Source organism: Streptomyces sp. P9-2B-2 (assembly GCF_030406865.1).
GTDB lineage: Bacteria > Actinomycetota > Actinomycetes > Streptomycetales > Streptomycetaceae > Streptomyces > Streptomyces platensis.
In genome coordinates this window covers 7,461,333-7,488,042 of record NZ_CP129126.1, presented here as the reverse complement: position 1 = coordinate 7,488,042, position 26,710 = coordinate 7,461,333, and the positions used below count along the sequence as shown (strand labels likewise).

At 72.0% G+C, this 26,710-nt stretch carries 23 protein-coding genes; 11 read left to right on the top strand and 12 right to left on the bottom strand.

Features of this window, described 5'->3' with window-relative positions:
* The first annotated feature begins 34 nt into the window (after nt 1–34).
* The 3 genes from QT196_RS32915 (at nt 35) to QT196_RS32905 (ending at nt 2,234) form a co-directional block, all read left to right on the top strand.
* A complete protein-coding gene (locus tag QT196_RS32915) occupies nt 35–673 on the top strand; it encodes a TetR/AcrR family transcriptional regulator (protein WP_266732207.1) in 639 nt (212 codons plus the stop codon).
* 143 nt (nt 674–816) lie between these two features.
* Nucleotides 817–2,004 carry a cytochrome P450 gene (locus QT196_RS32910; protein ID WP_290356237.1) on the top strand — a complete coding sequence of 396 codons (1,188 nt, stop codon included), beginning with the start codon at nt 817–819 and terminating at the stop codon, nt 2,002–2,004.
* Nucleotides 2,005–2,039: 35 nt separating this feature from the next.
* Nucleotides 2,040–2,234 carry a ferredoxin gene (locus QT196_RS32905; RefSeq protein ID WP_085922650.1) on the top strand — a complete coding sequence of 65 codons (195 nt, stop codon included), beginning with the start codon at nt 2,040–2,042 and terminating at the stop codon, nt 2,232–2,234.
* A gap of 115 nt (nt 2,235–2,349) precedes the next feature.
* On the opposite strand, the gene QT196_RS32900 is transcribed toward QT196_RS32905, so the two are convergent.
* The 5 genes from QT196_RS32900 to QT196_RS32880 all read right to left on the bottom strand — a co-directional run bounded on the left by QT196_RS32900 (nt 2,350) and on the right by QT196_RS32880 (nt 9,551).
* Nucleotides 2,350–4,164, bottom strand: a complete 1,815-nt coding sequence (locus QT196_RS32900) for a CocE/NonD family hydrolase (protein ID WP_290356780.1) — start codon at nt 4,162–4,164, stop codon at nt 2,350–2,352.
* Between the two features lie 208 nt (nt 4,165–4,372).
* Nucleotides 4,373–5,305, bottom strand: a complete 933-nt coding sequence (locus QT196_RS32895; protein ID WP_290356236.1) for an LD-carboxypeptidase — start codon at nt 5,303–5,305, stop codon at nt 4,373–4,375.
* Nucleotides 5,302–7,317 (bottom strand): prolyl oligopeptidase family serine peptidase, encoded by a 2,016-nt coding sequence (locus tag QT196_RS32890; protein ID WP_290356235.1) that lies wholly within the window; start codon nt 7,315–7,317, stop codon nt 5,302–5,304. The genes QT196_RS32895 and QT196_RS32890 overlap by 4 nt, the downstream gene beginning before the upstream one ends.
* A 43-nt stretch (nt 7,318–7,360) precedes the next feature.
* A complete protein-coding gene (locus QT196_RS32885; RefSeq protein ID WP_290356234.1) occupies nt 7,361–8,725 on the bottom strand; it encodes a M20/M25/M40 family metallo-hydrolase in 1,365 nt (454 codons plus the stop codon).
* On the bottom strand, nt 8,718–9,551 hold the full coding sequence (locus tag QT196_RS32880; RefSeq protein ID WP_168482340.1) for a M55 family metallopeptidase: 834 nt from the start codon (nt 9,549–9,551) through the stop codon (nt 8,718–8,720). The genes QT196_RS32885 and QT196_RS32880 overlap by 8 nt, the downstream gene beginning before the upstream one ends.
* 459 nt (nt 9,552–10,010) lie before the next feature.
* Between QT196_RS32880 and QT196_RS32875 the strand changes: the two genes are divergently transcribed.
* The 3 genes from QT196_RS32875 to QT196_RS32865 all read left to right on the top strand — a co-directional run bounded on the left by QT196_RS32875 (nt 10,011) and on the right by QT196_RS32865 (nt 13,270).
* A complete protein-coding gene (locus tag QT196_RS32875; protein WP_248001414.1) occupies nt 10,011–10,814 on the top strand; it encodes a PucR family transcriptional regulator in 804 nt (267 codons plus the stop codon).
* Between the two features lie 241 nt (nt 10,815–11,055).
* Nucleotides 11,056–11,931 (top strand): serine hydrolase, encoded by an 876-nt coding sequence (locus QT196_RS32870; RefSeq protein WP_168482338.1) that lies wholly within the window; start codon nt 11,056–11,058, stop codon nt 11,929–11,931.
* A 403-nt stretch (nt 11,932–12,334) separates the two neighbouring features.
* Nucleotides 12,335–13,270 carry a class I SAM-dependent methyltransferase gene (locus tag QT196_RS32865; protein WP_168482337.1) on the top strand — a complete coding sequence of 312 codons (936 nt, stop codon included), beginning with the start codon at nt 12,335–12,337 and terminating at the stop codon, nt 13,268–13,270.
* Here the strand turns inward: QT196_RS32865 and QT196_RS32860 are convergent.
* From QT196_RS32860 to QT196_RS32850, 3 genes are all read right to left on the bottom strand, one after another.
* Complete coding sequence (locus tag QT196_RS32860) at nt 13,261–13,584, bottom strand: alpha/beta hydrolase (protein WP_266732193.1); 324 nt, start codon at nt 13,582–13,584, stop codon at nt 13,261–13,263. The two genes, QT196_RS32865 and QT196_RS32860, sit on opposite strands and share 10 nt — an antisense overlap.
* 67 nt (nt 13,585–13,651) lie before the next feature.
* Nucleotides 13,652–16,099: an MFS transporter gene (locus QT196_RS32855; RefSeq protein WP_290356778.1), complete on the bottom strand. Its 2,448-nt coding sequence runs from the start codon at nt 16,097–16,099 to the stop codon at nt 13,652–13,654.
* A gap of 582 nt (nt 16,100–16,681) precedes the next feature.
* On the bottom strand, nt 16,682–17,125 hold the full coding sequence (locus tag QT196_RS32850; RefSeq protein ID WP_168482336.1) for an SRPBCC family protein: 444 nt from the start codon (nt 17,123–17,125) through the stop codon (nt 16,682–16,684).
* Nucleotides 17,126–17,282: 157 nt separating this feature from the next.
* Here QT196_RS32850 and QT196_RS32845 point away from each other — a divergent pair, with 157 nt between their 5' ends.
* On the top strand, nt 17,283–18,329 hold the full coding sequence (locus QT196_RS32845) for an Rv2578c family radical SAM protein (RefSeq protein WP_168482335.1): 1,047 nt from the start codon (nt 17,283–17,285) through the stop codon (nt 18,327–18,329).
* A 14-nt stretch (nt 18,330–18,343) separates the two neighbouring features.
* Here the strand turns inward: QT196_RS32845 and QT196_RS32840 are convergent, their stop codons facing one another.
* Nucleotides 18,344–18,703 carry a MerR family transcriptional regulator gene (locus QT196_RS32840; RefSeq protein WP_168482334.1) on the bottom strand — a complete coding sequence of 120 codons (360 nt, stop codon included), beginning with the start codon at nt 18,701–18,703 and terminating at the stop codon, nt 18,344–18,346.
* 125 nt (nt 18,704–18,828) lie between these two features.
* Nucleotides 18,829–19,629, bottom strand: coding sequence for an SDR family oxidoreductase (locus tag QT196_RS32835; RefSeq protein ID WP_168482333.1), 801 nt, complete (start codon nt 19,627–19,629; stop codon nt 18,829–18,831).
* A 179-nt stretch (nt 19,630–19,808) separates the two neighbouring features.
* Here QT196_RS32835 and QT196_RS32830 point away from each other — a divergent pair, with 179 nt between their 5' ends.
* The gene (locus QT196_RS32830; protein WP_168484143.1) at nt 19,809–20,357 is read left to right on the top strand and encodes a GNAT family N-acetyltransferase; all 549 of its coding nucleotides are present in this window, start codon (nt 19,809–19,811) and stop codon (nt 20,355–20,357) included.
* Here the strand turns inward: QT196_RS32830 and QT196_RS32825 are convergent.
* Together QT196_RS32825 and QT196_RS32820 are read right to left on the bottom strand one after the other, a co-directional pair.
* Nucleotides 20,354–20,818 carry a VOC family protein gene (locus QT196_RS32825; protein WP_168482332.1) on the bottom strand — a complete coding sequence of 155 codons (465 nt, stop codon included), beginning with the start codon at nt 20,816–20,818 and terminating at the stop codon, nt 20,354–20,356. The genes QT196_RS32830 and QT196_RS32825 overlap by 4 nt on opposite strands.
* Nucleotides 20,819–20,955: 137 nt before the next feature.
* The gene (locus tag QT196_RS32820; RefSeq protein ID WP_168482331.1) at nt 20,956–21,642 is read right to left on the bottom strand and encodes a HEAT repeat domain-containing protein; all 687 of its coding nucleotides are present in this window, start codon (nt 21,640–21,642) and stop codon (nt 20,956–20,958) included.
* A gap of 387 nt (nt 21,643–22,029) precedes the next feature.
* On the opposite strand from QT196_RS32820, the gene QT196_RS32815 reads away from it, so the two are divergent.
* The 3 genes from QT196_RS32815 to ccrA all read left to right on the top strand — a co-directional run bounded on the left by QT196_RS32815 (nt 22,030) and on the right by ccrA (nt 26,687).
* Nucleotides 22,030–23,853, top strand: a complete 1,824-nt coding sequence (locus tag QT196_RS32815) for a 3-hydroxybutyryl-CoA dehydrogenase (protein ID WP_290356233.1) — start codon at nt 22,030–22,032, stop codon at nt 23,851–23,853.
* Between the two features lie 139 nt (nt 23,854–23,992).
* Nucleotides 23,993–24,793 carry a TetR family transcriptional regulator gene (locus QT196_RS32810; RefSeq protein ID WP_211117479.1) on the top strand — a complete coding sequence of 267 codons (801 nt, stop codon included), beginning with the start codon at nt 23,993–23,995 and terminating at the stop codon, nt 24,791–24,793.
* A gap of 556 nt (nt 24,794–25,349) precedes the next feature.
* The gene (gene ccrA, locus QT196_RS32805) at nt 25,350–26,687 is read left to right on the top strand and encodes a crotonyl-CoA carboxylase/reductase (protein WP_266732184.1); all 1,338 of its coding nucleotides are present in this window, start codon (nt 25,350–25,352) and stop codon (nt 26,685–26,687) included.
* The last annotated feature ends 23 nt before the right edge of the window (nt 26,688–26,710 follow it).

Below are 26,710 nucleotides of genomic sequence, written 5' to 3'. Positions count from 1 at the left end.
ATACGGTGGCGTATGTTTGACCATACGGTACCGTATGGATATGGCGCAGCAGCGAGTGAAGGCCCCCCGTGGCAGCAGTGCACGACCCCGGCTGACCGCCCGGGACTGGGCCGATGCGGCCCTGGCGGCCATGGGCGAGGGCGGCCTCGCCGCGGTGGCCGTGGAGCCGCTGGCCGCCCGGCTGGGCACCACCAAGGGCAGCTTCTACTGGCACTTCAGCAACCGGGACGCCCTGATCGAGGCCGCGCTGGAGCGCTGGGAAGAGGTCGGCACGGAGGCCGTGATCACCGAGATGGCGGACGAGCCCGATCCCCGCAGACGACTGCGCCGACTGCTCACGCGAGCCACCTCCCGGGCCGCCACGGACCCGCTGGAGGTCTCGCTGCTGGCGAGCGCGGCGGATCCACGGGTGGCCGCCGCGCTCGCCCGGGTGACCGACCGGCGTATCGGCTATGTCGCCGCGCTCTTCGCGGCGCTGGGCTTCCCCGAGGGCGAGGCGCGGGACCGCGGCCTGCTGGCGTACACCGCCTACCTCGGCCACGCCCAGCTCGGACACGCCGTCCGACAGAGCCTGCCGGCCGAGGCGGCACACGACCGCTATTTGGACGGTGTGATCAACACCCTCGTACGGCCGCGGGACGGAGGCGATGAAGCCGAACATGTCGCATTCTGAACGAGGTTGGCCGAACTGCGCGTAGACATGCCCGGTATCCGAGGCATGAGGTGAGATCGGCGCGGCGAACACGGTGCGCCACAGCGTTGCCATCTCACACACGAGCAACTCGAGCCACTTGAGACTCGTACGGGAGGAATTTCGTGACCGAAGCCATCCCCTACTTTCAGAACCGCACCTGTCCCTACCACCCGCCCGCCGCCTATCAGCCACTGCGCGAGGCCGGCCCGCTGAGCCATGTCACGTTCTACGACGGCCGGAAGGTGTGGGCGGTCACCGGCCACCCCGAGGCACGGGCGCTGCTGACCGACCAGCGGCTCTCCGCCGACCGGCAGAACCCGGCCTTCCCGGTCCCGTTCGAACGCTTCGCGGCCATCCGCCGGGTCCGGACACCGCTGATCGGGGTCGACGACCCGGAGCACAACACCCAGCGCCGGATGCTGATCCCCAGCTTCAGCCTCAAGCGGACCGCCGCACTGCGGCCGGAGATCCAGCGGATCGTCGACGGGCTGCTCGACCGGATGCTGGACCAGGGCCCGCCCGCCGAGCTGGTCTCCGCGTTCGCCCTGCCGGTCCCGTCGATGGTGATCTGCGCACTGCTCGGCGTCCCGTACGCCGACCACGAGTTCTTCGAGGAGGAGTCCCGCCGTATCCTGCGCGGCCGGTCGGCCGAGGAGGCGGAGGACGCCCGGCTGAAGCTGGAGGAGTACTTCACCGGGCTGATCGCCGCCAAGGAGAAGAAGCCGGGCGACGGGCTGCTGGACGAGCTGATCGAGGACCGGCTGCGGACCGGCGCGCTCACCCGCGACGAGCTGGTCCGGCTCGCCATGATCCTGCTGGTGGCCGGTCATGAGACCACCGCCAACATGATCTCGCTCGGCACCTTCACCCTGCTGGAGCACCCCGAGCAGCTGGCGCAGCTCAAGGCCGATGAGACTCTGATGCCCGCCGCCATCGAGGAGCTGCTGCGGTTCCTGTCGATCGCGGACGGTCTGCTGCGGGTGGCGGCGGAGGACATCGAGATCGGCGGACAGGTCATCCGCGCCGACGACGCGGTCCTGTTCCCCGCCTCACTGATCAACCGGGACGAGGCCGCCTATCCGGCACCGGACGAGCTGGACCTCGACCGTTCGGCCCGCCATCACGTGGCGTTCGGCTTCGGGATCCACCAGTGCCTGGGGCAGAACCTCGCCCGCGCGGAGATGGAGATCGCGCTGCGCTCGCTGTTCACCAGGATCCCGCAGCTGCGGCTCGCCGTACCGGCCGCCGAGATTCCGTTCAAGGACGGAGACACCCTGCAAGGCATGATCGAACTGCCGCTGGCCTGGTAGCAGCCAGGACGGCAGACCAGAGAAAGGGGTCCGGAATGCGGATCGCGATCGACACCGACCGCTGTATCGGCGCCGGCCAGTGCGCCCTGACCGCGCCGGGGGTCTTCACCCAGGACGACGACGGCTTCAGTGCGCTGCTGCCCGGCCGCGAGGACGGCGCGGGCGACCCGCTGGTGCGGGAAGCCGCCCGCGCCTGCCCCGTGCAGGCCATTGCGGTCACCGACGATTAGCAGCACCCCCGCGGACGACCCGGCTGACGCGCGCGGCCCCGGCTGACACCCGGCGCCCGAGGCGCGCCCGAGCCGTCCGCCCCTCCACTTGTCCCTACGGCATCCACCCCATCCGCTACCGCAACACCCCTTGGGTGACGGGCAGTTCGAGGACCCCGGTGTCCCCGGGCGTACTGGTGACCGTCACCGGCTTCACACCGCGATTGCCGACATAGGCGTCGTCGCTCGCGGCGATCACGAAGCGCAGTCGGTGCCCCGGCTCGTAACGGTGCACGATGCCCGGCAGTTCCACGGTGAACCGCCGGGTCACATCGGGCACCCGGGCCGGGGCCACCAACCGGTGCACCAGCGTCTTCCTGCCGTCCGGCGCGACATCGTAGAGCTTGGCGAACAGCACCAGCTTGTCCGCCGCGTCCGCGGACCGCTGTGCCCGCCCGGCCTGCGGCGAGGCGACCTTCAGCGTCACCTTCGGCGCGCCCACCACATCCAGCGGCCCGCCCGCCACCGGCTGTGACGTCCAGCCGAGGTAGGTGCCCCGGGCGTCGTACGGCGCCACGTCCGGCAGCCCCAGCAGCCCGGACAGCGAACTCTCCGAGTGGCTGGTGGCCATCCGCAGATTGCGATACGTCCGGCTGCCGCGCGCCACCGCACCGCGCCGCGCGACGAGCTTGCCGTCCCCGGAGAGATACAGCCGCCGGGTGCGGCCCGCCGGGAAGGCGGGCGAGGTGGCGTAGGCGGACCCGGCGGTCGCCCAGTCCCGGTGGTAGGCGAAGGCCGGCCCGGTGCCGGTTGCCGTCCGGTGCCGCAGGTAGTGGCCGAACCACGCCAGGACGCGCCGGCCGACGTAACTGGTGTCCAAGTTGCCCTGCGCCAGGTTGAGTTCACCCTGCACCGGCTTCTTCATCCCACCGCTGTGGCCCCATTCCTGCCAGATCATCTTGACCGGGGTGCCCTGCGCGGCGAGGGTCCGGTAGGTCGCGGCGGCCTCGTTGAGGTTGAACAGGCTGTCGCGCTGGCCCTGCACGAGCAGCGTCGGCGCCTGCACCGACGGCAGATACGAGACCGGGGAGACGCTGCGCGCATAGCGGAGCACGGCGTCGGTCTGCCGCGCCGGGTACTTCCCGGAGTCCAGCAGCCGCTTGGTCTCGCAGGCCCGCGCGACGAAGTGCAGACAGCCGGAGCCGCCGGTGCGCGACGGGTCGAACTGCGGATGCAGCAGCCCCTGCGCCTCGCCGATCAGGAAGAACCCGTTCGTCCACTGCCACTTGTAGGCACCGGGCAGCGGGCCGGTGGCGCCGTGGGTGCGGCCGGCGTTGTTCGGGTCCAGGGAGTAGGAGAGGTCGTTCCAGGTGATGAGCGGGACCAGCGCGTCGACCCGGTGGTCGACGGCGGCGGTGGCCAGCTGGATCGCGCCCCCGTAGGAGCCGCCGATCATGCCGACCCGCGGATCGCGCGCCCCGTCCTTGGCGACGTAGTCGAGACGTGTCCCGTTGTCGGCCGTACGGGCGCCGGCCAGCAGGTCGACCAGCCCGCTCGCCGCCCGGCCGTCGATGCCGGGGTCGTCGAGGGAGATCGGGCAGCCGGTCTTGCCGAAGCCGAGCCCGGAGTAGGCCAGCGCCACATAGCCGCGGGTGGCGAGGGCCTTGGCGAGGCCGTCGGTCGAGCCGTCCTTCTTGCTGCCGCCGAAGCCGTTGGTGGTCAGCACGGCGGGCGCCGGGTGGGCGGCGTCGGCTCCGGCCGGGCGGTAGACGTCCGCGTCCACGGTGCAGCGGCGTTCCCCGGTCTGGACGGTGACCTTCAACGCGGTGACGGTGTACGGGTCGGCGGCGGCCACCGCGGGGGCGGTCAGGAAGAGCGGCGCGGCGAGGGCGGAGCCGGCCAGCAGGGCGAGGGACCTGCGGAGCGCGGGGCGGGACACGGCTCGGGACACGCTGGGCACGAGGACCTCCACACAGGTCGTACCAACCAGTCGGTAGCGGCGCGCTCATGCTGTGACACGGGTAGCGGCAAGTCAACGCTCCGGACCCGCGTCGTGGTTAGGACGTGCGTTCAGTGCCGTCTAAAGGTGAGAGGCGCCGTGGAGACCCCATGAGGCCCTGGACGGTGGAGGGGTGACCTGCCGTCAAACAGGTGCGCGCTCACGCCGTTGCCGGTGCCTCGAAGGTCAGTGTGCCGGCCGTCGCGTCCAGCTCGGCGGGGATGCCCAGCGGCACGGTCAGCGCGGAATCGCCGTGTCCGAAGCCGAACTCCTCGGCCACCGGCACCCCGAGCCCGGCCAGCCGGTCCACCAGCACCTCCCGCACCTGCGCGTAGGGCCCGCAGCGGGCCCAGGAGCCCAGGACGACTCCGGCGACCCCGTCCAGCCAGCCCGCCCGCAGGAGTTGGGTGAGCGCCCGGTCGATGCGGTACGGCGGTTCCCCGACGTCCTCCAGCAGGAGCAGCCCGCCCGCCGCGCCCTGCCGGGCCCGCGGGGTGCCCAGATCGGTGGCGAGCATCGCCAGACACCCGCCGAGGGTGATCCCGCGGGCCCGGCCCGGCACCAGCGGCCGGGCGGTCGGCGACACCAGGGTGCGGACGGTCTCCGGCGCGAACAGTGTGCGCCGCAGATGGTCCCGGGTGGCGTCGTCCTTGAGGAAGACCTCACCCGCGACGGCCGGTCCGTGCAGGGTGGACACCCCGGCACGCACCGCGAACGCCTCGTGCAGCACCGTCACATCGCTGAAGCCGATCAGCGGTTTGGGGGCCGCGGCACGGAGCGCGTCCCAGTCCAGCAGGTCGACCATCCGCTGGGCGCCGTAGCCACCGCGCGCCGCGAACACCGCCTTCACGGACGGATCGCACCACGCGTCCTGGAGATCGCGGGCCCGCTCCTCGTCGGAGGCGGCGAGATATCCCAGGGTGGGATGGGTGCCGCGGGCATGGGGCGCGGCGACCGGGTCGAGATCCCAGCCGCGGAGCACATCCAGCCCGCGGTCCAGCCGCTCCGCCACGAGCGGGCCGCTGGGCGCCACCACCGCCACCCGGTCACCGGGCCGCAGCCGCGCTGGCCGGACCGGCCGGGCCGCCGTCATCCGCGCAGCTCCAGCGTCGGCACATCGCCGCGGGTGATGCCGAAGGTCTGCATGTAGAGGGAGAGTTCGGCCTCCACGGCGCGCACGATGGTCTCCGCGCGGCGGAAGCCGTGGCCCTCGCCGGGGAACGGCAGATAGGCGTGCCGTATGCCGCGCCCGGCGACCGCCGCGAGGAACCGGTCGCACTGCGTGGGCGGGCAGATCACATCGTCCAGGCCCTGGAGCAGCAGGAACGGCGCGGTGATCCGGTCCGCGCGGTGCAGCGGCGAGCGCTCGCGATAGCGGTCGGGCACCTCGGCGAGCGGTCCGACCAGCGACTCCAGATACTGCGACTCGAAGTCATGGGTCTCGCCGGTGGCCCAGCCGGTCAGGTCCAGGATCGGATAGCTGATGGTGCCGCAGGCGTAGAGGTCGGTGGCGGTCAGGGAGGCGGCGGCGGTCCAGCCGCCGGCGCTGCCGCCGCGGATGGCGAGCCGGGCGCGGTCGGCGGTGCCCTCGTCGGCCAGTGCGCGGGCGACGGCGGCACAGTCCTCGACGTCCACCACTCCCCACTGGCCGCGCAGCCGCTCGCGGTACTCCCGGCCATAGCCCGTCGAGCCGCCGTAGTTGACCTCGGCGACGCCGATGCCCCGGGTGGTGAAGTAGGCGATCTCCAGGTCGAGCACCAGCGGGGCCCGGCCGGTGGGGCCGCCGTGCGCCCACACCACGAAGGGCGGCAGCTCCCCGTCGGGCGCGCGGTGGTCGGGGTTGTGCGGCGGGTAGATGTGGGCGTGGATGTCCCGTCCGGCGGGGCCGGTGAAGGTGCGGCTCTGCGGCCGGGGGTAGTAGGCGGGGTCCAGGACATCGGTGTGCCGGCAGGCCAGTACCCGGGCGCGTCCGGTGCAGGTGTCCAGCTCGACGATCTCGTACGAGCTGTGCGGACCGGCGGCGATGCCGACGACGCGGCTGCCGTGCACGGCGAGGCTGGGCGCCCATTCGGTCCACGGGCCCGCGGCGTCGACCAGTTCGCCGCTCACCGGGTCGAGGATGCCCAGGGAGGTGGCGCCCCGGCCGTGGATCACCGCGAGGGTGCCGTTGTCCAGGGGCAGGAACCAGCGCTGGCCGACGGTCCACAGCGGCCCGCCGAACTCCTCCTGCCGGGACGGGCACAGACCGCAGCGCGTCGCGTCACCGCCTGGGCCGAGGCGCTGTAGCTCCCACCAGCCGCTGACGTCCGAGACGAACAGCAGTGAGCCGTCGGCCGCCCACTCGATCTGGGCGACGGACTCACCAGCCGCACCGCCGTGCGGCGCGCCGGGGCCGAGGTCGCCGGCGAGCGGCCGGATGTCCTCGAACTCGCCCTTCCCGGTGACCTGGGCGACCATCGCCAGGGTGCCCTCCCAGGGCATGCGGGGGTGGTCCCAGGCCAGCCAGGCGACCTTCCGCCCGTCCGGGGAGATCCGCGGACCGGTCACGAAGCGATGCCGGTCGTCGCTCAACTCCCTTACGGACGCCCGGTGTTCGGCGGCGGACCCGTCGAGCGGCACGGCCACGATCACCCGGCGCACATCGGTCGGCCGGTCGCCGGTGAACTCCTCCAGGACGCACCAGACCTCCCCGAGTTCGGGGCGCAGCACCGGGTCGGCCCAGCGCAGCCCGTCACCGGTGCCGGAGTGCGGGGTGAGCGGGCGCGGCGCCTCGTCGCTGTCCGGTGCGTAGGCGTACAGCCGCTGGTCGGCGAAGTTGCTGAAGACGACCAGCGGTCCTCGCTCGGTGACGGCACCGGCCCAGGGCTGGCCGCCGTACTCCAGCACCCGGCTGCGGACGTTCCAGGGCGCGGGCAGCACCGACTCCTCGGTGCCGTCCGGCCGCCGGCGGACCAGCGCCCGCCGGCCGCCCTCGCCGGGCCGCGGCTCCGTCCACCACACCTCGTCGCCGACGACCCCGACAAAGGCCGGCCGGCCGTCGTGCGCGGCGACCATCCGGGCATCTATCGGGGACGTCCAGCCGCCGTACGGAGCCGTGGTCACCATGCTTCGTTCCTCTCCACCACCGGTCGGGCAACGCGTCGGCCGGTCAGACCGCGCGCAGAAAATGATCGAGCACCCGGACCCCGAAATGCAGCCCCTCGACCGGAACACGTTCGTCCACCCCGTGGAAGAGCGCCTGGTAGTCGAAGCCCTCGGGCAGCTTCAGCGGGGAGAAGCCGTAGCCGGCGATGCCCAGCCGGGAGAACTGCTTGGCGTCGGTTCCGCCGGACATGCAGTACGGCACGACCTGGCCGGCCGGGTCGAAGTGCTCGATCGCGGCCCGCATCGCGGCGAACGTCGGGGAGTCGACCGGGGCCTCCAGCGCGACCTCGCGATGGTGGTATTCCCAGCTCACCCCGGGTCCCGTGAGTGCGTCCATGGTCGTACGGAACTCCGCCTCGCCGCCGGGGGCCACCCGGCCGTCGACATGGGCGACGGCGGTCCCCGGGATCACATTGACCTTGTAACCGGCCGCCAGCATCGTCGGATTGGCGCTGTTGCGAACGGTCGGCTCGACCAGTTCGGCGGCCCTGCCTAGCCTGCTCAGCAGCGCGTCGACGTCGAAGTCCGGCGCGTCGACATCGGTGTCGACGCCATACAGCGCGGCGAGTTCACGGAGCGCGGCCCGCACCGTCGGGTTGAGCCGGACCGGCCACTCGTGCGCGCCGATCCGGGCCACGGCCGCGGCGAGCCGGCTGACGGCGTTGTCGCGGTTGACCTTCGAGCCGTGCCCGGCCCGCCCCCGGGCGGTCAGCTTCAGCCAGGCGGTGCCGCGCTCCCCCGCCGCGACCGGGTACAACTGCCTCCCGTTGCCGGCGTGGAAGGTGAAGGCCCCGGACTCGCTGATGCCTTCGGTGCAGCCCTCGAAGAGCCCGGGGTGCCGGTCGGCCAGGAAGCCGGAGCCGTCCTCGGCGCTGGCCTCTTCGTCGGCGGTGAAGGCGAGCACGATGTCCCGCCGCGGCCGCACGCCGCTGCGGGCCCACTGGCGGACCGTGGCGAGCACCATCGCGTCCATATTCTTCATGTCGATGGCGCCGCGGCCCCAGACGACCCCGTCGCGGATCTCCCCGGAGAAGGGGTGCACGGTCCAGTCGGCGGGCTCGGCGGGCACCACGTCGAGATGGCCGTGGACCAGCAGGGCATCGGCCGTGGGATCGGTGCCCTCGATACGGGCGACCACATTCGTACGGCCCTTGCTGCGCTCCAGCAGCGTGGGCGCCAGTCCGGCCCCGGCCAGCCGCTCGGCGACATACTCGGCGGCCGGGCGCTCCTGACAGGCGCCGTCACCGGCGTTGCTGGTGTCGATCCGGATCAGCTCGGAGGTGAACCGCACCACCTCGTCGAGCGCCTGCTGGTCCACGCCGGGGTCCTGCCCGGTCCCGGGCTGCCCGGCGAAGTCCACCTCAGCCATATTGTTCCTCCACGGCAGACGACACGACGGTGGTCACCGCCTTGAAGCACCGGATGGCCTCGTACATGTTCTGACCGGTGTACGCGATGCGGCGCTCCCCGCATCGTTCCACGCCCGGCACGCAGGTGGCCGCGCCCACCAGGTGTTCGGCGTCAAATTCCAGCTCGAAGCGGAACGGGCCGCGCCGGGACGGTTCCTGACGCACCGCCAGCGCCGCTCCCTTATGGGCGGCGGCCCGGATCTCGGCCGCGGTACGGGCCGGCGGCCGGCAGACCGCCGCATAGCGCGACACATAGTCCTTGACCGCCACCCCGGGCGCCTGCGGGGCGTAGCCGAGGGCGTCCTGGCAGGTGCGGTCGTCGCCGGTGACCAGCACCACGGGGACCCCGTACTCGGCCACCACCAGGGAGTTCAGATAGCCCTCGCTCGCGCGGGTGCCGTCGACCCAGACGCCGGTGAGGGTGTTGGCGAGGTAGGTGTGCGCGAGGACGCCTTCGGTGCCCGCGCCGGTGTGGTAGCCGACGAAGGCGATCCCGTCGACGTCTCCGTGCTGCACCCCCTCGACCATGCTGAGCGATTTGTGCCGCCCGGTGAGCATCTGCGCGCGCTCGTCGAGCTGTTCCAGCAGCAGATTGCGCATCGTCCAGTGCGCCTCGTTGACCAGCACCTCGTCCGCGCCGCCGTCGAAGAATCCGGCGATCGCCGCATTCACGTCGGACGTGAACATGTGGCGGCAGCGCTCCCACTGGGGTGTTCCCGGCAGCACATCTGCCGGCCAGGTCACGCCCGTGGCACCTTCCATGTCCGCGGAGATGAGGATCTTCACCTGCACCAGTCCCGTCGCAGCTAGGGGGCGGTACGCACGACACCCGATGTCGTCCGGTCCCCAGTTTCGGCGATCCCGGACGGCTTGCCCAGCCTAACCAGGGCTCTCGGCCTGACGCCCCATCCGGCACCTTCCAGGACTGCCCTGTTGTGGCCAACACCACGACTTCTTCATCTCAGCACCACGATTCCTTCCAAGCGGAAGCTGGGGGTACGCTCGTCTCCCACCGCATCTCGCACAGTTTCTGTCGCAAAGCGGAAGGACTTCCGACGGAATCCGTAAGGACTTCTGAACGAGTTCTGTCAGCTGCCGACGGCACATGCCAGGTGAGGTACAACAGGCCGGACCAGCTTCCCACGCAAGGAAACCGAGGCAAGAATGGTGAGCGAGGCACTCAATGGCGTCCGGTTACCGCAATGCGGTGACACCCGAGCCGACAGCGAAGGCCAACTCGCGATCTTGACCGAACTGATCGCGCAGTCCCTTTGCGATCGCAACCCGAGCTTCAAGGAAGTCATCGAGCGGGGCGGTCACCAGCAGGTGGCCCGGCTGATCGAGGACGTGTTGCGGTCCGGCCGTCCACTGCCCGAGAAGGTGCGCGCGGTCATGCTGCGCACCGACACCGACATCCATCTGGTGGCGTCCGCGCTGGGCGACTGCCTCGTCAGTGCACCGGGCGAACCGCCGGGTCTGCTGATCCCCGCGTCGCTGGCCGACGGCAAGAGCGGCCGGGCCCGGCTGAAGGGTGTCCTGCGCCATCGCGCCGCGGTGGTCGGTCACGCGGTGCCGCCGGCGGAGGCCTCCTCCTCGGTACGTGCCGCGACCCGGCTGCTGGATCTGGCGTCCGCGCACGACGGCCCCGAGGCCGGAGTGGTGTTCGTCGACGACCACCTCTCCTCGCTCGTCCTCCTCCAGGACGAGTCGCTGACCCACACCCTGATCGCCCGCCGTCTGCGCCCGCTCGCGGGGCTCACGCCGGAGCGGTGCGAGCGCCTGGAGGCCACCCTGCTCGCCTGGCTCGGCGGCATGGGCGCTCCGGAGGTGGCGAAGGCGCTCAGCATCCACCCGCAGACGGTCCGCTACCGGATGCGCCAGCTGGAGAAGCTGTTCGGCGCCCGCCTCCGGGACCCACGGACCCGCTTCGAGATCGAGATGGCCCTCCGCAGCCGCCAGCTGATGGCCGCCACCCGACGGCGCCGATCGGCCGCCACCCGCCGACCACGCGCCGCCCCCAACCCCCGCAAGGCCCTGCCACGCCGCTAGCGACCTGCCCGGATTCGCCCCTGATTTTGGCGAATCTCACACTCGGAACCCACCCCACAAATACGGACAAACCACCCATCTCGCCCGGGGTGCCCCACCCCCGCCACGTATCGTCGCCGTGACCCATGAAGCGGGACACCGGCCGGCCGCACGGCCGCGGTGACCCGGCAGCGCCGGTCGTACGAGGCCGGCCGCCCGACGGCACAGCCTCCGATACACAGCGGGACAGGACACCACCTCCATGCACGGATCACGCATATCGACCTGCGCACGCCGCGGGCTGGCCGCGGTCGTGGCTGCCGGATCGCTGCTCACGGTGCTCACCACGGCGACCCCGGCCGCGGCCGGCTCCGCCAGCACGCCGGTGGACGGCTCCAAGGTCGTGTGCACCTCGCAGCAGCCGGGCCTGGCGCCCACGCTGTCCGAGGACATCGCCGACGCCCTCCACGGGCGGGAGGGCGCCTCGGCGCTGGCGATCTACGACCGGCGCACCCGGACCCACTGCGAGTTCCAGGCCGGCGCCCACTTCGACTCGGCGAGTGTGGTGAAGGTCACGGTGCTCGCGGCCCTGCTGCGGCAGACCCAGGAGGCGCACCGCAAGCTGACCCCGCACGAGGCGCGGCTCACCACCGCCATGATCACCAAGTCGGACAACGACGCGACCACCGCGCTCTGGCGCCGGGTCCGCCCGGCCGGTGTCCAGCACTTCCTGTCCCTGGCCGGTATGCGGCACACCGTCCCCGGCCCGCACGGTGCCTGGGGCCTCACCCAGATCACCGCCGGTGACCAGCTCAAACTGATGGAGCTGCTCACCACGGACAACCGCGTACTCACCGCCGCCTCCCGCGGCTACGCCCTCGACCTGATGCACCGGGTCGTCCCCGACCAGCGCTGGGGTGTCCCCGCCGGTGCCCCCGGCGGCACCTCCGTACACGTCAAGAACGGCTGGCTGCCGCGCAAGACCAACGGCTGGCGGGTGAACAGCGTCGGCACCTTCAACGGCCACGGCAACGACTACGGCATGGCCGTCCTCTCCACCGGCAGCCACACCATGAACGACGGCGTGACCACCGTCGAACGCGCCGCCCGCGTCATCCACCGCGACCTGACGCACTGACCTCCGGCCCGGCGGGGTCGGGCGGGTGGCGGGGTACGGGGCGGCCGGGAAGCCGTGCGGCAGACGGCCATTGGCGCCTATCAGGGTGTCGACGAGCTCGTCGGTCCGGTCCCCGTACCAGCCGGTGAAGTCGGCAGCCGTCGCACCGCTACTGCCATGGCTTCCCCATCCCCCTTGTTTCCGCGGCGGATTCCTCCGGGAGACCGGGGCGGAAATCCCTACGGGCCGCCCGTGCAGGGGCTGTTGACCGGGCGGACGAGCCGTTCGCGAGCCGCACTGCGGGCATCCGGCCGCGGTCGGCGCCGCTTCCGCCGTCCGACGCAGCGGTACGACTTTGCACTCCCCCGGGTGACCGGCACCCCGAACGGCCCCGTACGGGACGGGTCCGGGATATCAACGCCGCATGAGCGAGACCGTGCAGCCACTGGTCCGGCAGGCGTACGCGCCGCCGGCTCACCAGCCCACACCGCACTCCGGGAGGAATTCGGCGCCAGGCCGCGTCAAGGCAGACCTGGAGGGCGTGCCCGAGACGGCGTTGTGGACGCTCCATCACCGTGCCGCCGAGGCCGCCCGCCCGGACACCGTGCTGCCCGATCCACGCGCCGTGCAGCTCGTCGCCGAGATCGCATTCCCCTTCCAGGAGCGGCTGGGCGCGGCCCGGCCCTGGATGGCGCAGGCCGTCGCCCTGCGGGCCCTCGGGTTCGACCGCGCGGTGCGCGCGTTCCTCGCCGAATTCCCGGACGGCACCGTGGTCGCTCTCGGCGAGGGCCTGGAAACCCAGTTCTGGCGGGTGGACAACGGCCGGGCCCAGTGGGTGACCGTCGACCTGGACGACCCGTTGGCGCTGCGGCGGCGCCTGCTGCCCCACGGCGAGCGGCAGCGCCTGGTGGCCTGCGACGCCCGCGACAGCCGATGGATGGCGGGCATCGATCCCTCGCGCGGCGTCCTGGTGACCGCGCAGGGGCTGCTGATGTATCTCCAGCCCGCGCAGGTGACCCGGCTGATCGCGGCGTGCGCCGATGCGTTCCCCGGCGGGGGGATGGTGTTTGACACCGTCTCCCGGCGGTTCAGCACCCGCACCCACACCCGCGCGAAGCGGTCGGGCGGCCATCGGCTGCCCCCGATGCCCTGGGGCATGGACGCGGCCGACCGGAAGCAGCTGTGGCAGGCCCATCCGGCGATCAGTGAGGTGTCCGAGGTGCCGCTCCCCAGGGGCCGCGGCTTCCTCGGCCATCTCGCTCCGTGCGCCGCGGCCGTGCCCCTGCTCCGCACGGACCGCCCGCTCATCACCAAGCTGCGTTTCGGTGCGGCCCCCGCCTCCCTTACGGGTCAGCCCTGACGGTGCCCGTGCACCCCGTCGAGAAAGGCGTGCACCCGCTCCGCAAGCCGCTCCGGGTATTCCCCGTTGATCGCGTGGGAGGCCTCCGGCCAGATCTCCACGGTGCTCTCGCGCAGGGTGCGGGCGCGGGCCGCGGCCTTCCCGGCGTCATGCACGATGCTCTTCCCGGCGATCAGTGCGAGCACGGGGACGCCGATCGAGCGCAACTCATTCGCACCAGGTAAGGCCGGGGCCGGGAAGCTGACCTTGAAGTCCCGCATCCCGGAGGCGATCAGGCGGCCCTCGATGTGCTCGGAGCGACAGCCGCACTCCATCTCCCCTGATGGCAGGCGTATATGACGTGACGTCAGAGTCACTGCCGTCCGGCCGACCGTCGCCCGTTCAGTCCTCGTGCCCCAACTGGAGGTCGCGTTCGGTGCGGCCGCCACCGGCGACCTGGAGGACGGTGGCCACCGGCGGGTATCCGGCGGCGATGACGGTGTACTCGCCGGCCGACAGATCCACGAAGCGGAACAGTCCGTCGGGCCCGGTGGTCGCGGTGTCGACGACGTTCCCGGCGGCGTCCAGCAGGGTGACCCTGGCGTCCTCGACGGGGCGCCCGCCGCCGGCCCGTACGGTCCCGCGGAGCACCGCGCCACCGGCGAGTTCGACGTCCTGGCGGGTCTCCCGGGACGCCTGGACGGTCACCGGCAGCGCGGCGGGGCGGAACGCCGGGGCGCTGGAGGCCAGGGTGTACTCACCGGCCACCAACTCCCCGATGACATAGCCGCCTTCGCGCCCGCTGCGGGTGGTGGCGACGACCTCGCCGCGTACATCGGTGAGGGTGACCATGGCATCCCGTACGGGGGTGCCGTCGGCGGTGGTGACGGTGCCCGCGAGCCGACCCGCGCCGCCGAGCACGACATCCAGCTCGACCGGCCGCTCGCCGACGGTGACGGTGACCGCCTGCGGCTGATGGCCGCCTGCCGCCGCGATCAGCACATAGGAACCGGCGCCCGGTGTGCTCAGCGCGTACCGGCCGTCCTCTCCGGTGGCACCGCGGCCGATCTGCCGGCCGGCGACATCGATGAGGGTGAGTGCGGCGCGCGGCACGATGCTGCCGTCGTGGTGCTGGACGGTGCCGCAGACCGGGAGGCCGGCCATGGCGGTGGCGTGTCGGTTGGCGGTGTGTCGGTTGGCCGCGTGGCCGTTGGGGGTGGGTCCGCCGGCGGTGTGTCCGTTGGCGGCGTAGCTGTGCGCGCGGGCATAAGAGGCGCCGGCGTCCGGAGAGTTGACGGCGGTCGGGTCCGGGGTGGTACGCGCCTGCGGTACGGGGGTGGGGTCGGCCGGGTCGCCGTACGACATCTGCGGGGACGGAGTGGCCTGCGGAGCATGAGGGGCGTGGGACACCAGGGGTTTCTCTTTCAGGAAGAAGGCGAGCACGAGGCCCAGGACGAGCACCGGCACGAGGTAGACGAAGATCCTTGGCATGGCGTCCGCGTACGCGGCGAGCGAGCTGTCGCGCAGCGAGGCGGGCAGCGCACGCAGCAGTTGCGGGGTGATCGACTCCGGATCGGGCAGCTGTGCCGACGCCGGCCGACCGTCGAGCCGGCGGGCCAGCCGGTCGGCGAGGAGGATGCCGAAGAGGGCCGCGCCGACGCTGCCGCCGATCCGCCGAAAGCAGAGGTGGGCGCCGGTCGCGGTGCCGGGTTCGGTGGCGCGTACGGAGTTCCGCACGGCGAGCACCAGCACCGGCAGAACGCAGCCGATACCGAGGCCGAGGAGGCCCGTCCAGAGGCTGAAGTCCGCCCGTGTGGCGCCCTGTTGCATCCGCGAGAGCAGCCACATCCCCGCCGCCGCCATCGCGCACCCCAGGACCGGGAAGGCCCTGTAGTGGCCGGTGCGGCTGATGAGTTGGCCGGAGACGAGGGAGGCGACGACGATGCCGCCCAGCAGGGGCAGCATCAGCAGCCCGGACTCGGTCGCCGTGGTGCCGTCGACCCGCTGGAGGAAGGTCGGCAGATAGCTCAGGGAGGTCGGCAGACAGCTGGCGGCGCCGAAGAGCGCGATGGCGACGGCGGCGCCGACCAGGCCGGTGACGTGGAAGACCGCGTCGCGGAACAGCCGCAGCGGGATGAGCGGTGCGGCGGCGAAGTACTCGACTGCCAGGAACAGCAGGGCGGTGCCGAGCGCACCGGCACCCAGGCCGAGGACGACCCGCGAGTCCCAGGCGTAGGTGCTACCGCCCCAACTTGCCAGCAGGACCAGGAAGATGGAGAACGCGGCGAGCAGCAGCGCCCCGGCGATGTCCGGCCGGCCGCGCCGCGCGGGCCGGGGCAGCTTCCGCACACAGGCGATGACCAGGAACGCCAGCACGCCGAACGGGACATGGAGGGAGAAGCACCAGCGCCAGGAGGCATGGTCGACGCAGAAGCCGCCGATCAGGGGGCCGGCGACGGCGGCGAGACCGAAGGCGGCACCGATCAGGCCCATGGCGCGGCCGCGGGCCCGTGGCGCGACGATGTCGGCGACGATCGCCAGGACGCCGATGATCAGTCCGCCGCCACCCACGCCCTGGACGGCCCGGAAGGCGATCAGTTCGTCCAGAGTGCGGGACCAGCCGGCCAGCGCCGAGCCCGTGGTGAAGAGGAGCAGGGCAAAGAGGAGGGCGGACTTCCGGCCGAAGTGGTCACCGAGCTTGCCGTGGAGCGGCAGTCCGAGGGCCGAGGCGAGCAGGTAGGAGGCCACCACCCAGGACATCGCGCCCTGACCGGGCAGCTCACCGACGATCTTCGGGAGCGTGGTGGCGACGATGGTCTGGGCGAGGGCCGCGAGCAGCAGCGCCGACATCAGGCCGACGAAGACGAGACGGGTGCGGCGGGGGCTGACCGGGGCCGGCGCGCCGGGGCCGGGCGCCACGGGCTCGGCGCTCGCGGTGGGAGCCGGGCCCGGAGCCGGTGCCGGAGCCCGGCCCGGAGCCGGGATCAGCGCGGGAGCCGACTTCGAAGCCGCAGAAGCCGGACTCGGAGCCGGCCTCGGAGCCGGACGCGAAGCCGCAGCCGCAGCCGCAGCCAGGCCCGCATGCGAAGCCGCTTCCGCTTCCGGTGCCGGTCCCACATCCGCACCGGATACGCCCGGATCGGTTCGCCCGACCCGCTCGCCCAAGGTGGTCCCGCCCACGTGCTGCTCCCCTCGTCACGCCTGTTGCCGCCCAAGTTCTCGCATTGGGCGACAACACGGTTCAAGCGCGGCAAAGGGGTGCGGGCGGGGCGGGACCGGACGTCAAGTACGGTGCCCGGGACGCCTATTGGGCTCCCATCAGGGCTTTCCGTACCGAAGTGCTCCGGCGGGCCGCACACTTCGGTTCACCGGAAACCACCCGAACCGGTGAGTGTGACGGCATGCATGCCGGGTGACGGAAGTGACTGCCGCTCACTTCTCCACGTGGGCGGCGAGGTTGGCCAGCAGGGTGTCGTAGATCCGGCCGAGCCCCTTGGGGGCGAAGGTCCGCTCGAAGAAGCCGCCGATACCGCCGGCGCCCTGCCAGGTGGTGGTGACGACGACCTTGGCGCGCCGCTCACCGGCCGGGGTGACGACCCAGGTGGTCACCATCGAGGAGTTGCGGTCCTTCTCCACGAGCTGGCCGTCGGTCGGCTCGTCGATCTCCAGCAGGCAGTCGCGCACCCGCTTGCTCGTGGCCTGGAGCTTCCAGTGGACGAGGGTGCCCTTGCCGTCGCCGCCCTCGCGGACCTCGTACTCGCTGAAGTGCTCGGGCAGCAGCTGCGGGCGCGTGCCGGAGTAGTCGGCGAGCGCGTCGAACACGTCCTCCGGGTCCGCCGCGATCTCGCGCTGCGTGATGGCCTCGACCTGCCCCATGTGTGTCTTCCTCCAGTACTCGGCTGCCGGTCCTGCGATGCGCCGCCAAGCCAACCACCCCTCGGCGACGCGCCCAAATTCGGGGCCGCCGAGCCGCAAGGGAACATCTGTTCTATTATGACGAACGGGGGCTCGGCAGGATCCAGAAGGAGGCCCGATGCGCTGGGACAATCTCGGCGAAAGCCCGTCCGCGCTGTTCGGCGCGGATGTGGTCAGCCGGACGATCGACACCCCCGAGTTCCAAGGGATCACCTTTCACGAGGTGCGCGCCCGCTCGATCGTGAACCGTGTCCCGGGCGCCTCCCGGATGCCGTTCGAATGGACCGTGAACCCCTACCGCGGCTGTAGCCACGCCTGCGTCTACTGCTTCGCCCGCAAGACGCACAGCTACCTCGACCTGGACACCGGCCAGGGCTTCGACTCGCAGATCGTGGTGAAGGTCAACGCCCCCGAGCTGCTGCGCCGCGAGCTGGCCGGGCGGCGCTGGCGCGGTGACCACATAGCCATGGGCACCAACGTCGACTGCTATCAGCGCGCCGAGGGCCGCTACCGCCTGATGCCCGGCATCATCGAGGCCCTGCGCGATCACGCCAACCCGTTCTCGATCCTCACCAAGGGCACGCTCCTCCTGCGCGATCTGCCGCTGCTCCAGCAGGCCGCCGCGGTCACCGACGTCGGCATCTCGGTGTCCGTCGGCTTCCTGGACCGCGAGCTGTGGCGCACGGTCGAGCCCGGCACGCCTGCCCCCGACCGCCGGCTGGACGTGGTGCGCACGCTCACCGCGCACGGCATCCCGTGCGGTGTGCTGATGGCGCCGGTGATCCCGTTCCTAGGGGACGCCCCGGACCAGCTGCGGGCCACGGTCCGGGCCATCGCGGAGGCCGGCGCCGGGTCCGTCACCCCGCTGGTGCTGCATCTGCGGCCCGGCGCCCGCGAATGGTTCATGGCGTGGCTGGGGCAGCACCACCCGCATCTGGTGCGGCGCTACACCACGATGTACGGGGACGGCGCCTACGCCCCCAAGTGGTACCAGCGCCGGATCACCCGCCAGGTCCATGAACTCGCCGCGGAGTACGGCATCGGGCCCGCCCGGTCCGGCGAGGCCCGCCGGATCCCGCCGCCGGACGCCGCTCCCGAACCGGCCGGAAGTCCCGGCGACGAGGCCCACCACCCCGGGGAACCGACCCAGTTGACCCTGATATGACCCGGACGCGGCTCTCAGGCGGGGGTGCCCGGCACCGGCTCCAGGGCCCGCGCCAGCCGGTCGCGGACCGCTGACTGCGCGGCGATCCGCTCCTCGATGACGGCGAGCCGCGCCCGGGCGATCCGCAGCCCCTCGGGTGAGGGCGCTGCGGTGGTCATATCGCCGTCCAGGCAGGGCGAGAAGCAGTGGACGTCGGCGAGTGTGAGCCCGGCTGCCAGGAGGTGGAGGATATTGCGGACCCGTACGGCCGCGCGCTCGTCGTAGACGCGATAGCCGTTCGCCATCCGCTCCGAGGCGATCAGCCCCTCGCGCTCGTAGTTGCGCAGCGCCCGCGGCGACGCCCCCGTGATCTGCGCCAGCTCCCCGATCCGCACCGGCCCACCTCCCCGTCCGGCACCGTTTCTACCAGGACGGGGCCGGACGGCCGGGCCCCGCCCCGGTCCCACCTCGCCGGTCGGCCGACCACCGCTCAGCCCACCACCACTCAGCCCACCACCAGTCAGCCGACCACCGCTCCCCCGTCGACCGGGAGGACCACCCCGGTCACGAACGACGCCTCCGGCGCGGCGAGCCGGGTGACGGCCCAGGCCACCTCCTCCGGACTGCCCACCCGTCCCATGGGCGTGTGCGCGATCTGCCACTCCCGTAGGGCCTCCCGCTGTTCCGGGGACCATCCCTGATGCCGGGCGATCGGGGTCTCGATCGCCCCGGGCGCGACCGCGACCACCCGTACGCCGCGCGGCGCCAGCTCCACCGCCCAACTACGGGTGAGGAGTTCGAGGCCGGTCTTCGTCGCGGCGTAGACACCGTTGCCCGGCCAGCCCCGCTGACCGACCGAGGTGCTGATGTTGACCACCACCCCGCCGGTCCGCTCCAGAGGAGGAACGGCCGCCTGGGTCAGCAGTACCGGCGCGACCAGATTCGTCGCCAGCAGCGGCCCCATCCCCTCCTTGGTGAAGCTGCCGAGCGCCCCGCTGCCCACCACCGCGGCATTGTTGACCAGCACATCCAGCCGGCCGAACGTCTCGACCGCGTGGCTGACGAGCTCCTCGGGCACCCCGTCCGCGGTGATGTCGGCGGCGTACGGCACGATCTCGCCGCCCCCGGTACCGGCCCCCGCCGCCGTCTCCGCCAGCGGCCCGGTCCGGCGCCCCACCGCCAGCACCCGCGCCCCCTCCGCCGCGAAGGCGTGCGCGATGGCCCGCCCGATGCCGGTCCCCGCGCCGGTGACGATCACCACCCTGCGATGCGTTCCGGACCCGCGCGGCCCGGAGTTCCCTGCCTGTTCCAGCTGTTCCATGCCGCGAGTCTCGAACCCTGCCCCCTGGGTCAAGGTCAAGCGGCTCCCGCGCTCCCCTCCGCAGAATTCCCCTTGAGGGCCCCCTGGGGCCAGGCCCTAACCTCTCCCCCATGAATCGGACCGAGAGGACTTCCGGACGCGCCCCCACACAGCCGCCGCCCCCCGTACGGGTACGCGAAATGACCGCAGCCGATATCGAAGCGGTCTCCGCGGTGCGGGTCCACGGCTGGCAGACGGCCTACCGCGGGCTGATGCCCCAGGCGTATCTGGACGCGATGAGCGTGACGGCGGACACCGAGCAGCGCCGCTCATGGTTCGCGCGCCGGTCGCCGGAGGTCTCGGACCTGGTGGCCGAGCGGAACGGCGACGTCGTCGGCTGGGCATGCGTCGGCCCGGCCCGCGACCCCGATATCGCCCCGGGAGCAGCGGAGTTGCCCGCCCCCCGGCCGACCGCGGGCGAACTCCTCGCCCTCTACGTCACCCCCACCCTGATCGGCACCGGCATCGGCCACACCTTGCTGACCGCCGGCACCACCCGCGCCCGGGCCCACGGCTTCCACACGCTCTACCTGTGGGTCGTACGCGGCAACACCCGCGCCCAGCGCTTCTACGAACGGGCCGGTTTCACCCCGGACGGCGCCGAGGAGTCATCCGACGTGGGCGGCAGCAGCGTCCCGGAACTGCGTTATCGGCGGTCGCTGGTCGGTGGGGGCGGAACGCCGCCCTAGTGCACACAGAACTCATTCCCCTCCGGGTCCGTCATGATCACCCACTCGCCGCCCGGTTCCTTGATGTGGCGCTCCACCCGGGCGCCGAGGGCACGGAGGCGTTCGACCTCGGTGTCCCGTTCGCCCGTGGGGCCGTGCAGGTCGATGTGCAGGCGGTTCTTGGCTGTCTTCTTCTCCTCGGGCGGGACGCGGTTGAAGAGGAGTCGGCGTCCCAGGCCCGTGCCGGTCTCCGGGTCGTACCGGTCGTCGGGGTGGCGTACGGCCGCCGCGTCCCGCCAGGCGCGCCGGTCGTGGTGGTCGAGGAGGATCGCGGGCGGGATGGCGCCGAGGTCGAGGAGCTTGGCGATGAGAGTGCTGTGGTCCTCGAGCTCGTAGTGGAGGGCGGCCGCCCAGAAGTCGGCCTGGGCGTGCGGGTCGTGGGCGTCGACGACGAGCTTCCAGTGCAAGGGCGTTGCGGTCATGGTCACCACTTATAGACCCCGGCACTGACAATCGGGGGCCGGCGCGGCTCGGCGTCCTTGTGTCGCGGGGCGGGCCGATCGGCTCACCCCGGCGCCCGCCTACGCCCCGCCCGCCACGCTTACGCCCGGCCCGCCGCCTACGTCCCGTCCGCCGAGGCCCCTTCCACCTCGCCCCCGCCCGAGGCCGCGCCCTCCGGCGCCGCACCGTCCCCCGCCGGGACCTCCTCATGCACCCCGAGCCGCGCCAGGGACGCCGCCGCGGCGGCCGCCAGGCGGGGGTGGGTGACGGCGGCGGTGAGGACGGGGACGGCGCGGCGGTCGCCGAGGGCGCCGAGGCCCTCTACGCAGGCGAGTGCCACCCGCCAGTAGGGGTTGTGCGGGGTCAGCAGCCGTTCCAGGGTCGCGATGAGCGCGGGGACGGACTGCGGGGCGCGGAGTTCGGCGAGCAGCCGGACCGGGTGCAGGGCGTAGGCGGTACGCAGCGGGTTGGTGGCGAGCGCGGCCGCGGCGCGGGCGGTGCGGGGGTCGCCGAGCCGGCCCAGCGCATGTGCGGCGGTGGCGCAGCGCACCGGTTCGCGGTAGTTCAGTAACAGCACGAGCGTCTCGAAGGCCCGCTTGTCGCCGGCGCAGCCGAGGACGAAGGCGGCGATCTCCCGGGCCCACAGCGGACGTTCGACGGCGACCAGCATCCGGGCCAGTTCCTCGCGTCCGGCCGGGGTGTTCTTGCGGGCCAGCCCGAGCAGCCGCTCGTAGGCGACCAGATCCTGTGGGGAGCGGAGTTCGGCCCGCACCCGGTCGGTCAACTCGTGGAATTCCTCTTCCATTTGCCGCTCCCCTCCCGCCGGGCCGCCCCGGTTCCCGCGACGTGGCCCGCGCCACAGCCTAGTGACCCCTGCTACCCCTGGCGCTCTGGTTACTCACCGGTTAACCTGCTGGAACGAGCAGCACCACTGCTCGGGCGGCCTGGTGACGCAGCCGCCACAGAGTGAAGTCGGTTCGGCACAGCACGACACAGTACGGAGCACACGGCAAGGCCCCGGGACAGGGCTCTCGCCGCAGCTCCCGCACCGCCGGCGCTGCCATGGCGCTGCGGCTCCTCGCGGCCACCCTGCCGCATTTCTGCCGCGGTGATCACAGGCCCCGCGCCCGCGGATACCCCTCAGTCGTCACTTCTCCCCTGCCCTCAGGGGAACACCCTCAGGAGTCTCGCGATGGGCCCTCAGTCCACCCCTGATCTCTCAACTCAAGCCTCTTCGCCGTCCCTTTCCACCGTCGCCGTCGTCGGTCTGGGCACCATGGGCACCGGTATCGCCGAGGTGCTGACCCGGGCCGGCCGCGAGGTCATCGGTATCGACACCGACGAAGCCGCCGCCCGCCGTGCCGTCTCCGCCCTCGAAACCGCGACCGCCCGCGCCGTGCAGCGCGAGCGGCTCACGGAGCGCGAGCGCCAGGACGTTCTGGCCCGGTTCCGCACCTTCACCGATCTCCAGGCCGCCGCGGACGCCGATCTCGTCATCGAGGTGGTCCCCGAGGACTACGAGCTCAAGCGGCAGGTCTTCGCCGCGCTGGACGCCGTGGTCCGGCCGGACACCATCCTGGCCACCGGCACCAACGCACTGTCGGTGACCCGGCTGGCCGCGGATTCGCAGCGCCCCGAGCGGGTGCTCGGTGTGCACTTCTTCAACCCCGCACCGGCCATGAAGCTGGTCGAGGTGGTCTCCTCGGTGCTCACCGCGCCGACCGCGGTCACGGCCGTCACGGAGCTCGCCCGCGACCTGGGCAAGGACCCGATCGCGGTGGGTGACCGCCCCGGCTTCGTCGCGGACGGCCTGCTGTTCGGCTATCTGAACCAGGCCGCGGCGATGTACGAGTCCAAGTACGCCACCCGCGAGGACATCGACGCCGCCATGAAGCTCGGCTGCGGCCTGCCCATGGGCCCGCTGGCGCTGCTGGACCTGATCGGGGTGGACACCGCCCGTACGGTCCTGGAGGCGATGTACGCCGAGTCCCAGGACCGGCTGCACGCGCCCGCGCCGATCCTGGGCCAGCTGGCCGAGGCGGGGCTGACCGGCCGCAAGGCGGGCCGCGGCTTCTACTCGTACGACGCCCCGGGCAGCGCCACGGTCGTGCCGGACGCGGAGAGCCCAGCGGCCGCCGACGAGCGCGCCGGCGGGCGTCCGGTCTCCGGCGTCGGCGTGGCCGGTTCCGGGACGATGGCGAGCGGTATCGCCGAGGTCTTCGCCAAGGCGGGCTACAAGGTCGTGCTGGCGGCCCGCAGCCTGGAGAAGGCCGAGAAGGCGAAGGCCCGGATCACCAAGTCGCTGGGCCGCTCGGTGGACAAGGGCCGGATGACCGCCGAGGCCCGGGACGCCGCGCTGACGGCGATCACCCCGGCCGGGTCGCTCGACGCGTTCGCCGACGTGGACCTCGCGGTCGAGGCGGTGGCCGAGGATCTGGCGGTCAAGCAGGAGCTGTTCAAGACGCTGGACAAGGTCTGCAAGCCGGGCGCCGTCCTGGCCACCACGACCTCGTCGCTGCCGGTCGTGGCCTGCGCCCGCGCCACCTCGCGCCCGCAGGACGTCATCGGGATGCACTTCTTCAACCCGGCGCCCGCCATGAAGCTGGTCGAGGTGGTCCGTACGGTCCTGACGGCCGACGACGTCCACGCCACCGTGCGGGCGGTCTGCGCCAAGGTCCGCAAGCACCCGGTGGACTGCGGCGACCGGGCCGGTTTCATCGTGAACGCGCTGCTGTTCCCGTACTTGAACAACGCGATCAAGATGGTCGAGGAGCACTACGCGACGCTGGACGACATCGACGCCGCCATGAAGCTCGGCGGCGGCTACCCGATGGGCCCGTTCGAACTCCTCGACGTGGTCGGCCTGGACGTCTCCCTGGCCATCGAGAAGGTGCTGCACGCCGAGTTCCGGGACCCGGGGCTGGCCCCGTCGCCGCTGCTGGAGCACCTCGTCGCCGCCGGCTGCCTCGGGCGCAAGACCGGCCGCGGCTTCCGTGAGTACGCCGCCCGGCGCTGACGCGTGGCGGCACCCCCGCCCGGCGGGGGGAGGAGGGTGGGGTGGACTGCTGGAACCCGAAGGCGGTCCACCCCCGCTCACCGGGGCGGAGGTGGCACCTCATGCCGCAGGTCGCGTAAATATGCAGTACCGTCCCCACATGTCCCAGCCCGCTCGCACGCAGCCCTCCGACCCCGACGCCGCCACCCCCGGTACCCGCCGAGCGGCCGCGCAACGGCTCAAGATGCGCCGTGAATTGTCGGCTGCGGCGATGGAGCTGTTCGCGACCAAGGGCTATGAGGCGACGACGGTCGATGAGATCGCGGCCGCCGCGGGCGTCGCCCGGCGGACCTTCTTCCGCCACTTCCGCTCCAAGGAAGAGGCGATCTTCCCCGACCACGACGACACCCTGGTCCGCGCGGAGGCCGTCCTGGACGCCGCCCCGCCGCACGAGAACCCGCTCGACACGGTCTGCCGCGGCATCAAGGAGGTCATGCGGATGTACGCGGCCTCCCCGGCCGTGTCGGTGGCCCGTTACCGCCTGACCCGTGAGGTCCCCACGCTGCGCGAGGCCGAGATCGCCTCGGTGGCCCGCTACGAGCGGCTGTTCACCCGCTACCTCCTGGGCCACTTCGACGAGGGCGCACACCGCGAGGGCGACGACGATCCGCTGCTCGCCGAGGTCGCGGCCTCTGCCGTGGTCACCGCGCACAACCATGTGCTGCGGCGCTGGCTGCGGGCCGACGCCCAGGGCGATGTCGAGGCCCAGCTCGACCATGCCTTCGAGATCGTCCGGGAGACCTTCGGCGCCGGTATCGGCGCGGGCCGCCCCGGCGGCGAGGAGACCCCGTCGGCGGCCGTCTCCCGGGAGGGCGAGGTACTGGTCGCGGTGGCCCGTACGGACGCCCCGCTGGACGAGGTCATGCGCACCATCCGCAAGGCGATCAAAGAGCGCAAGTAACGGCCTTCCGGCCGGAGCAGGACCCGAGCGCGGCCCGGCGCCCATGAGCTGACCGGGCCGCGACCCGGATGGCGTAACGCCCCGGGTGCACACGCTCCGCACATTTCCCCTCTCTTTGCGTCACCTCCAGGCTTCCCATCGGCCGTCTTTTGCTCATGCGTGCCGACGAGATGACATCTGAGAGAAATTCTTGGCACTCAGTGTCTTGTCGCCTGGCACGCGGTGTCATACGTTGAGGGTGTCCGGGCGGCCGGCGTGCTGAGATCCCACGCGCGCCGGCTGTCCCACCAGCCCTATGTGGCTGTCCGCCCGGATGCCTGCGTCACAGGCACTCCCAGCTGCCGCTGGGCACCGCGCTCACCAAGCGCTGCCACGGCACCGCGGCCGACGGCTCTGCGACCCCCGCAGAGGCGGCGGCAACGGCGCCACCCCGGCCGAACCGACGGCACCACCTCCGCACCACCCCCGACGTTCCCCCCAAACCGTTTCCCTCAACGGTTCCCCGAGCTCACCACCGCGGCCGAGCCGGGGAGGCCCCAACCGCCGGAGGCACCCCGTGAACGAAATCCTGGACGCAATCCTCGCGCCTGACACCACCAGCGCCGACTTCGCCGGCCTGACCATCCCCGAGTCCTACCGCGCGGTGACCGTGCACAAGGACGAGGCCGAGATGTTCGCCGGCCTCGAAAGCAAGGTGAAGGACCCCCGCAAGTCGCTGCACCTCGACGAGGTGCCGGTGCCCGAGCTGGGCCCGGGCGAGGCGCTGGTGGCCGTCATGGCCTCCTCCGTGAACTACAACTCGGTGTGGACCTCGATCTTCGAGCCCGTGTCGACGTTCGGGTTCCTGGAGCGCTACGGCAGGCTCTCCCCGCTCACCAAGCGGCACGACCTGCCGTACCACGTCATCGGCTCCGACCTCGCGGGCGTGGTCCTGCGCACCGGCCCCGGTGTCAACGCCTGGGGCCCCGGCGACGAGGTCGTCGCGCACTGCCTGTCCGTCGAGCTGGAGTCCTCCGACGGCCACAACGACACCATGCTCGACCCCGAGCAGCGGATCTGGGGCTTCGAGACCAACTTCGGCGGCCTGGCCGAGATCGCGCTGGTCAAGTCCAACCAGCTGATGCCCAAGCCCCAGCACCTGAGCTGGGAAGAGGCGGCGTCGCCCGGTCTGGTCAACTCGACCGCCTACCGCCAGCTCGTCTCGCAGAACGGCGCGGCGATGAAGCAGGGCGACAACGTGCTGATCTGGGGCGCGAGCGGCGGACTCGGCTCGTACGCCACCCAGTTCGCACTGGCCGGCGGCGCCAACCCGATCTGTGTGGTCTCCTCGGACCAGAAGGCGGAGATCTGCCGGAAGATGGGCGCCGAGGCGATCATCGACCGCAACGCCGAGGGCTACAAGTTCTGGAAGGACGAGCACACCCAGGACCCCAAGGAGTGGAAGCGCTTCGGCAAGCGCATCCGCGCGCTGACCGGCGGCGAGGACGTGGACATCGTCTTCGAGCACCCCGGCCGCGAGACCTTCGGCGCCTCCGTCTACGTGACGCGCAAGGGCGGCACCATCGTCACCTGCGCCTCCACCTCGGGCTACAACCACGAGTACGACAACCGCTACCTGTGGATGTCGCTGAAGCGGATCGTCGGCTCGCACTTCGCCAACTACCGCGAGGCGTGGGAGGCCAACCGTCTGATCGCCAAGGGAAAGATCCACCCGACCCTGTCGAAGACGTACACCCTCGAAGAGACCGGGCAGGCGGCGTACGACGTGCACCGCAACCTCCACCAGGGCAAGGTCGGCGTGCTGGCCCTGGCCCCCGAGGAGGGCATGGGCGTGCGCGACGAAGAAATGCGCGCCAAGCACCTCGACGCCATCAACCGGTTCCGGAACGTCTGAGGCAACTCGGACTGCGGACCACG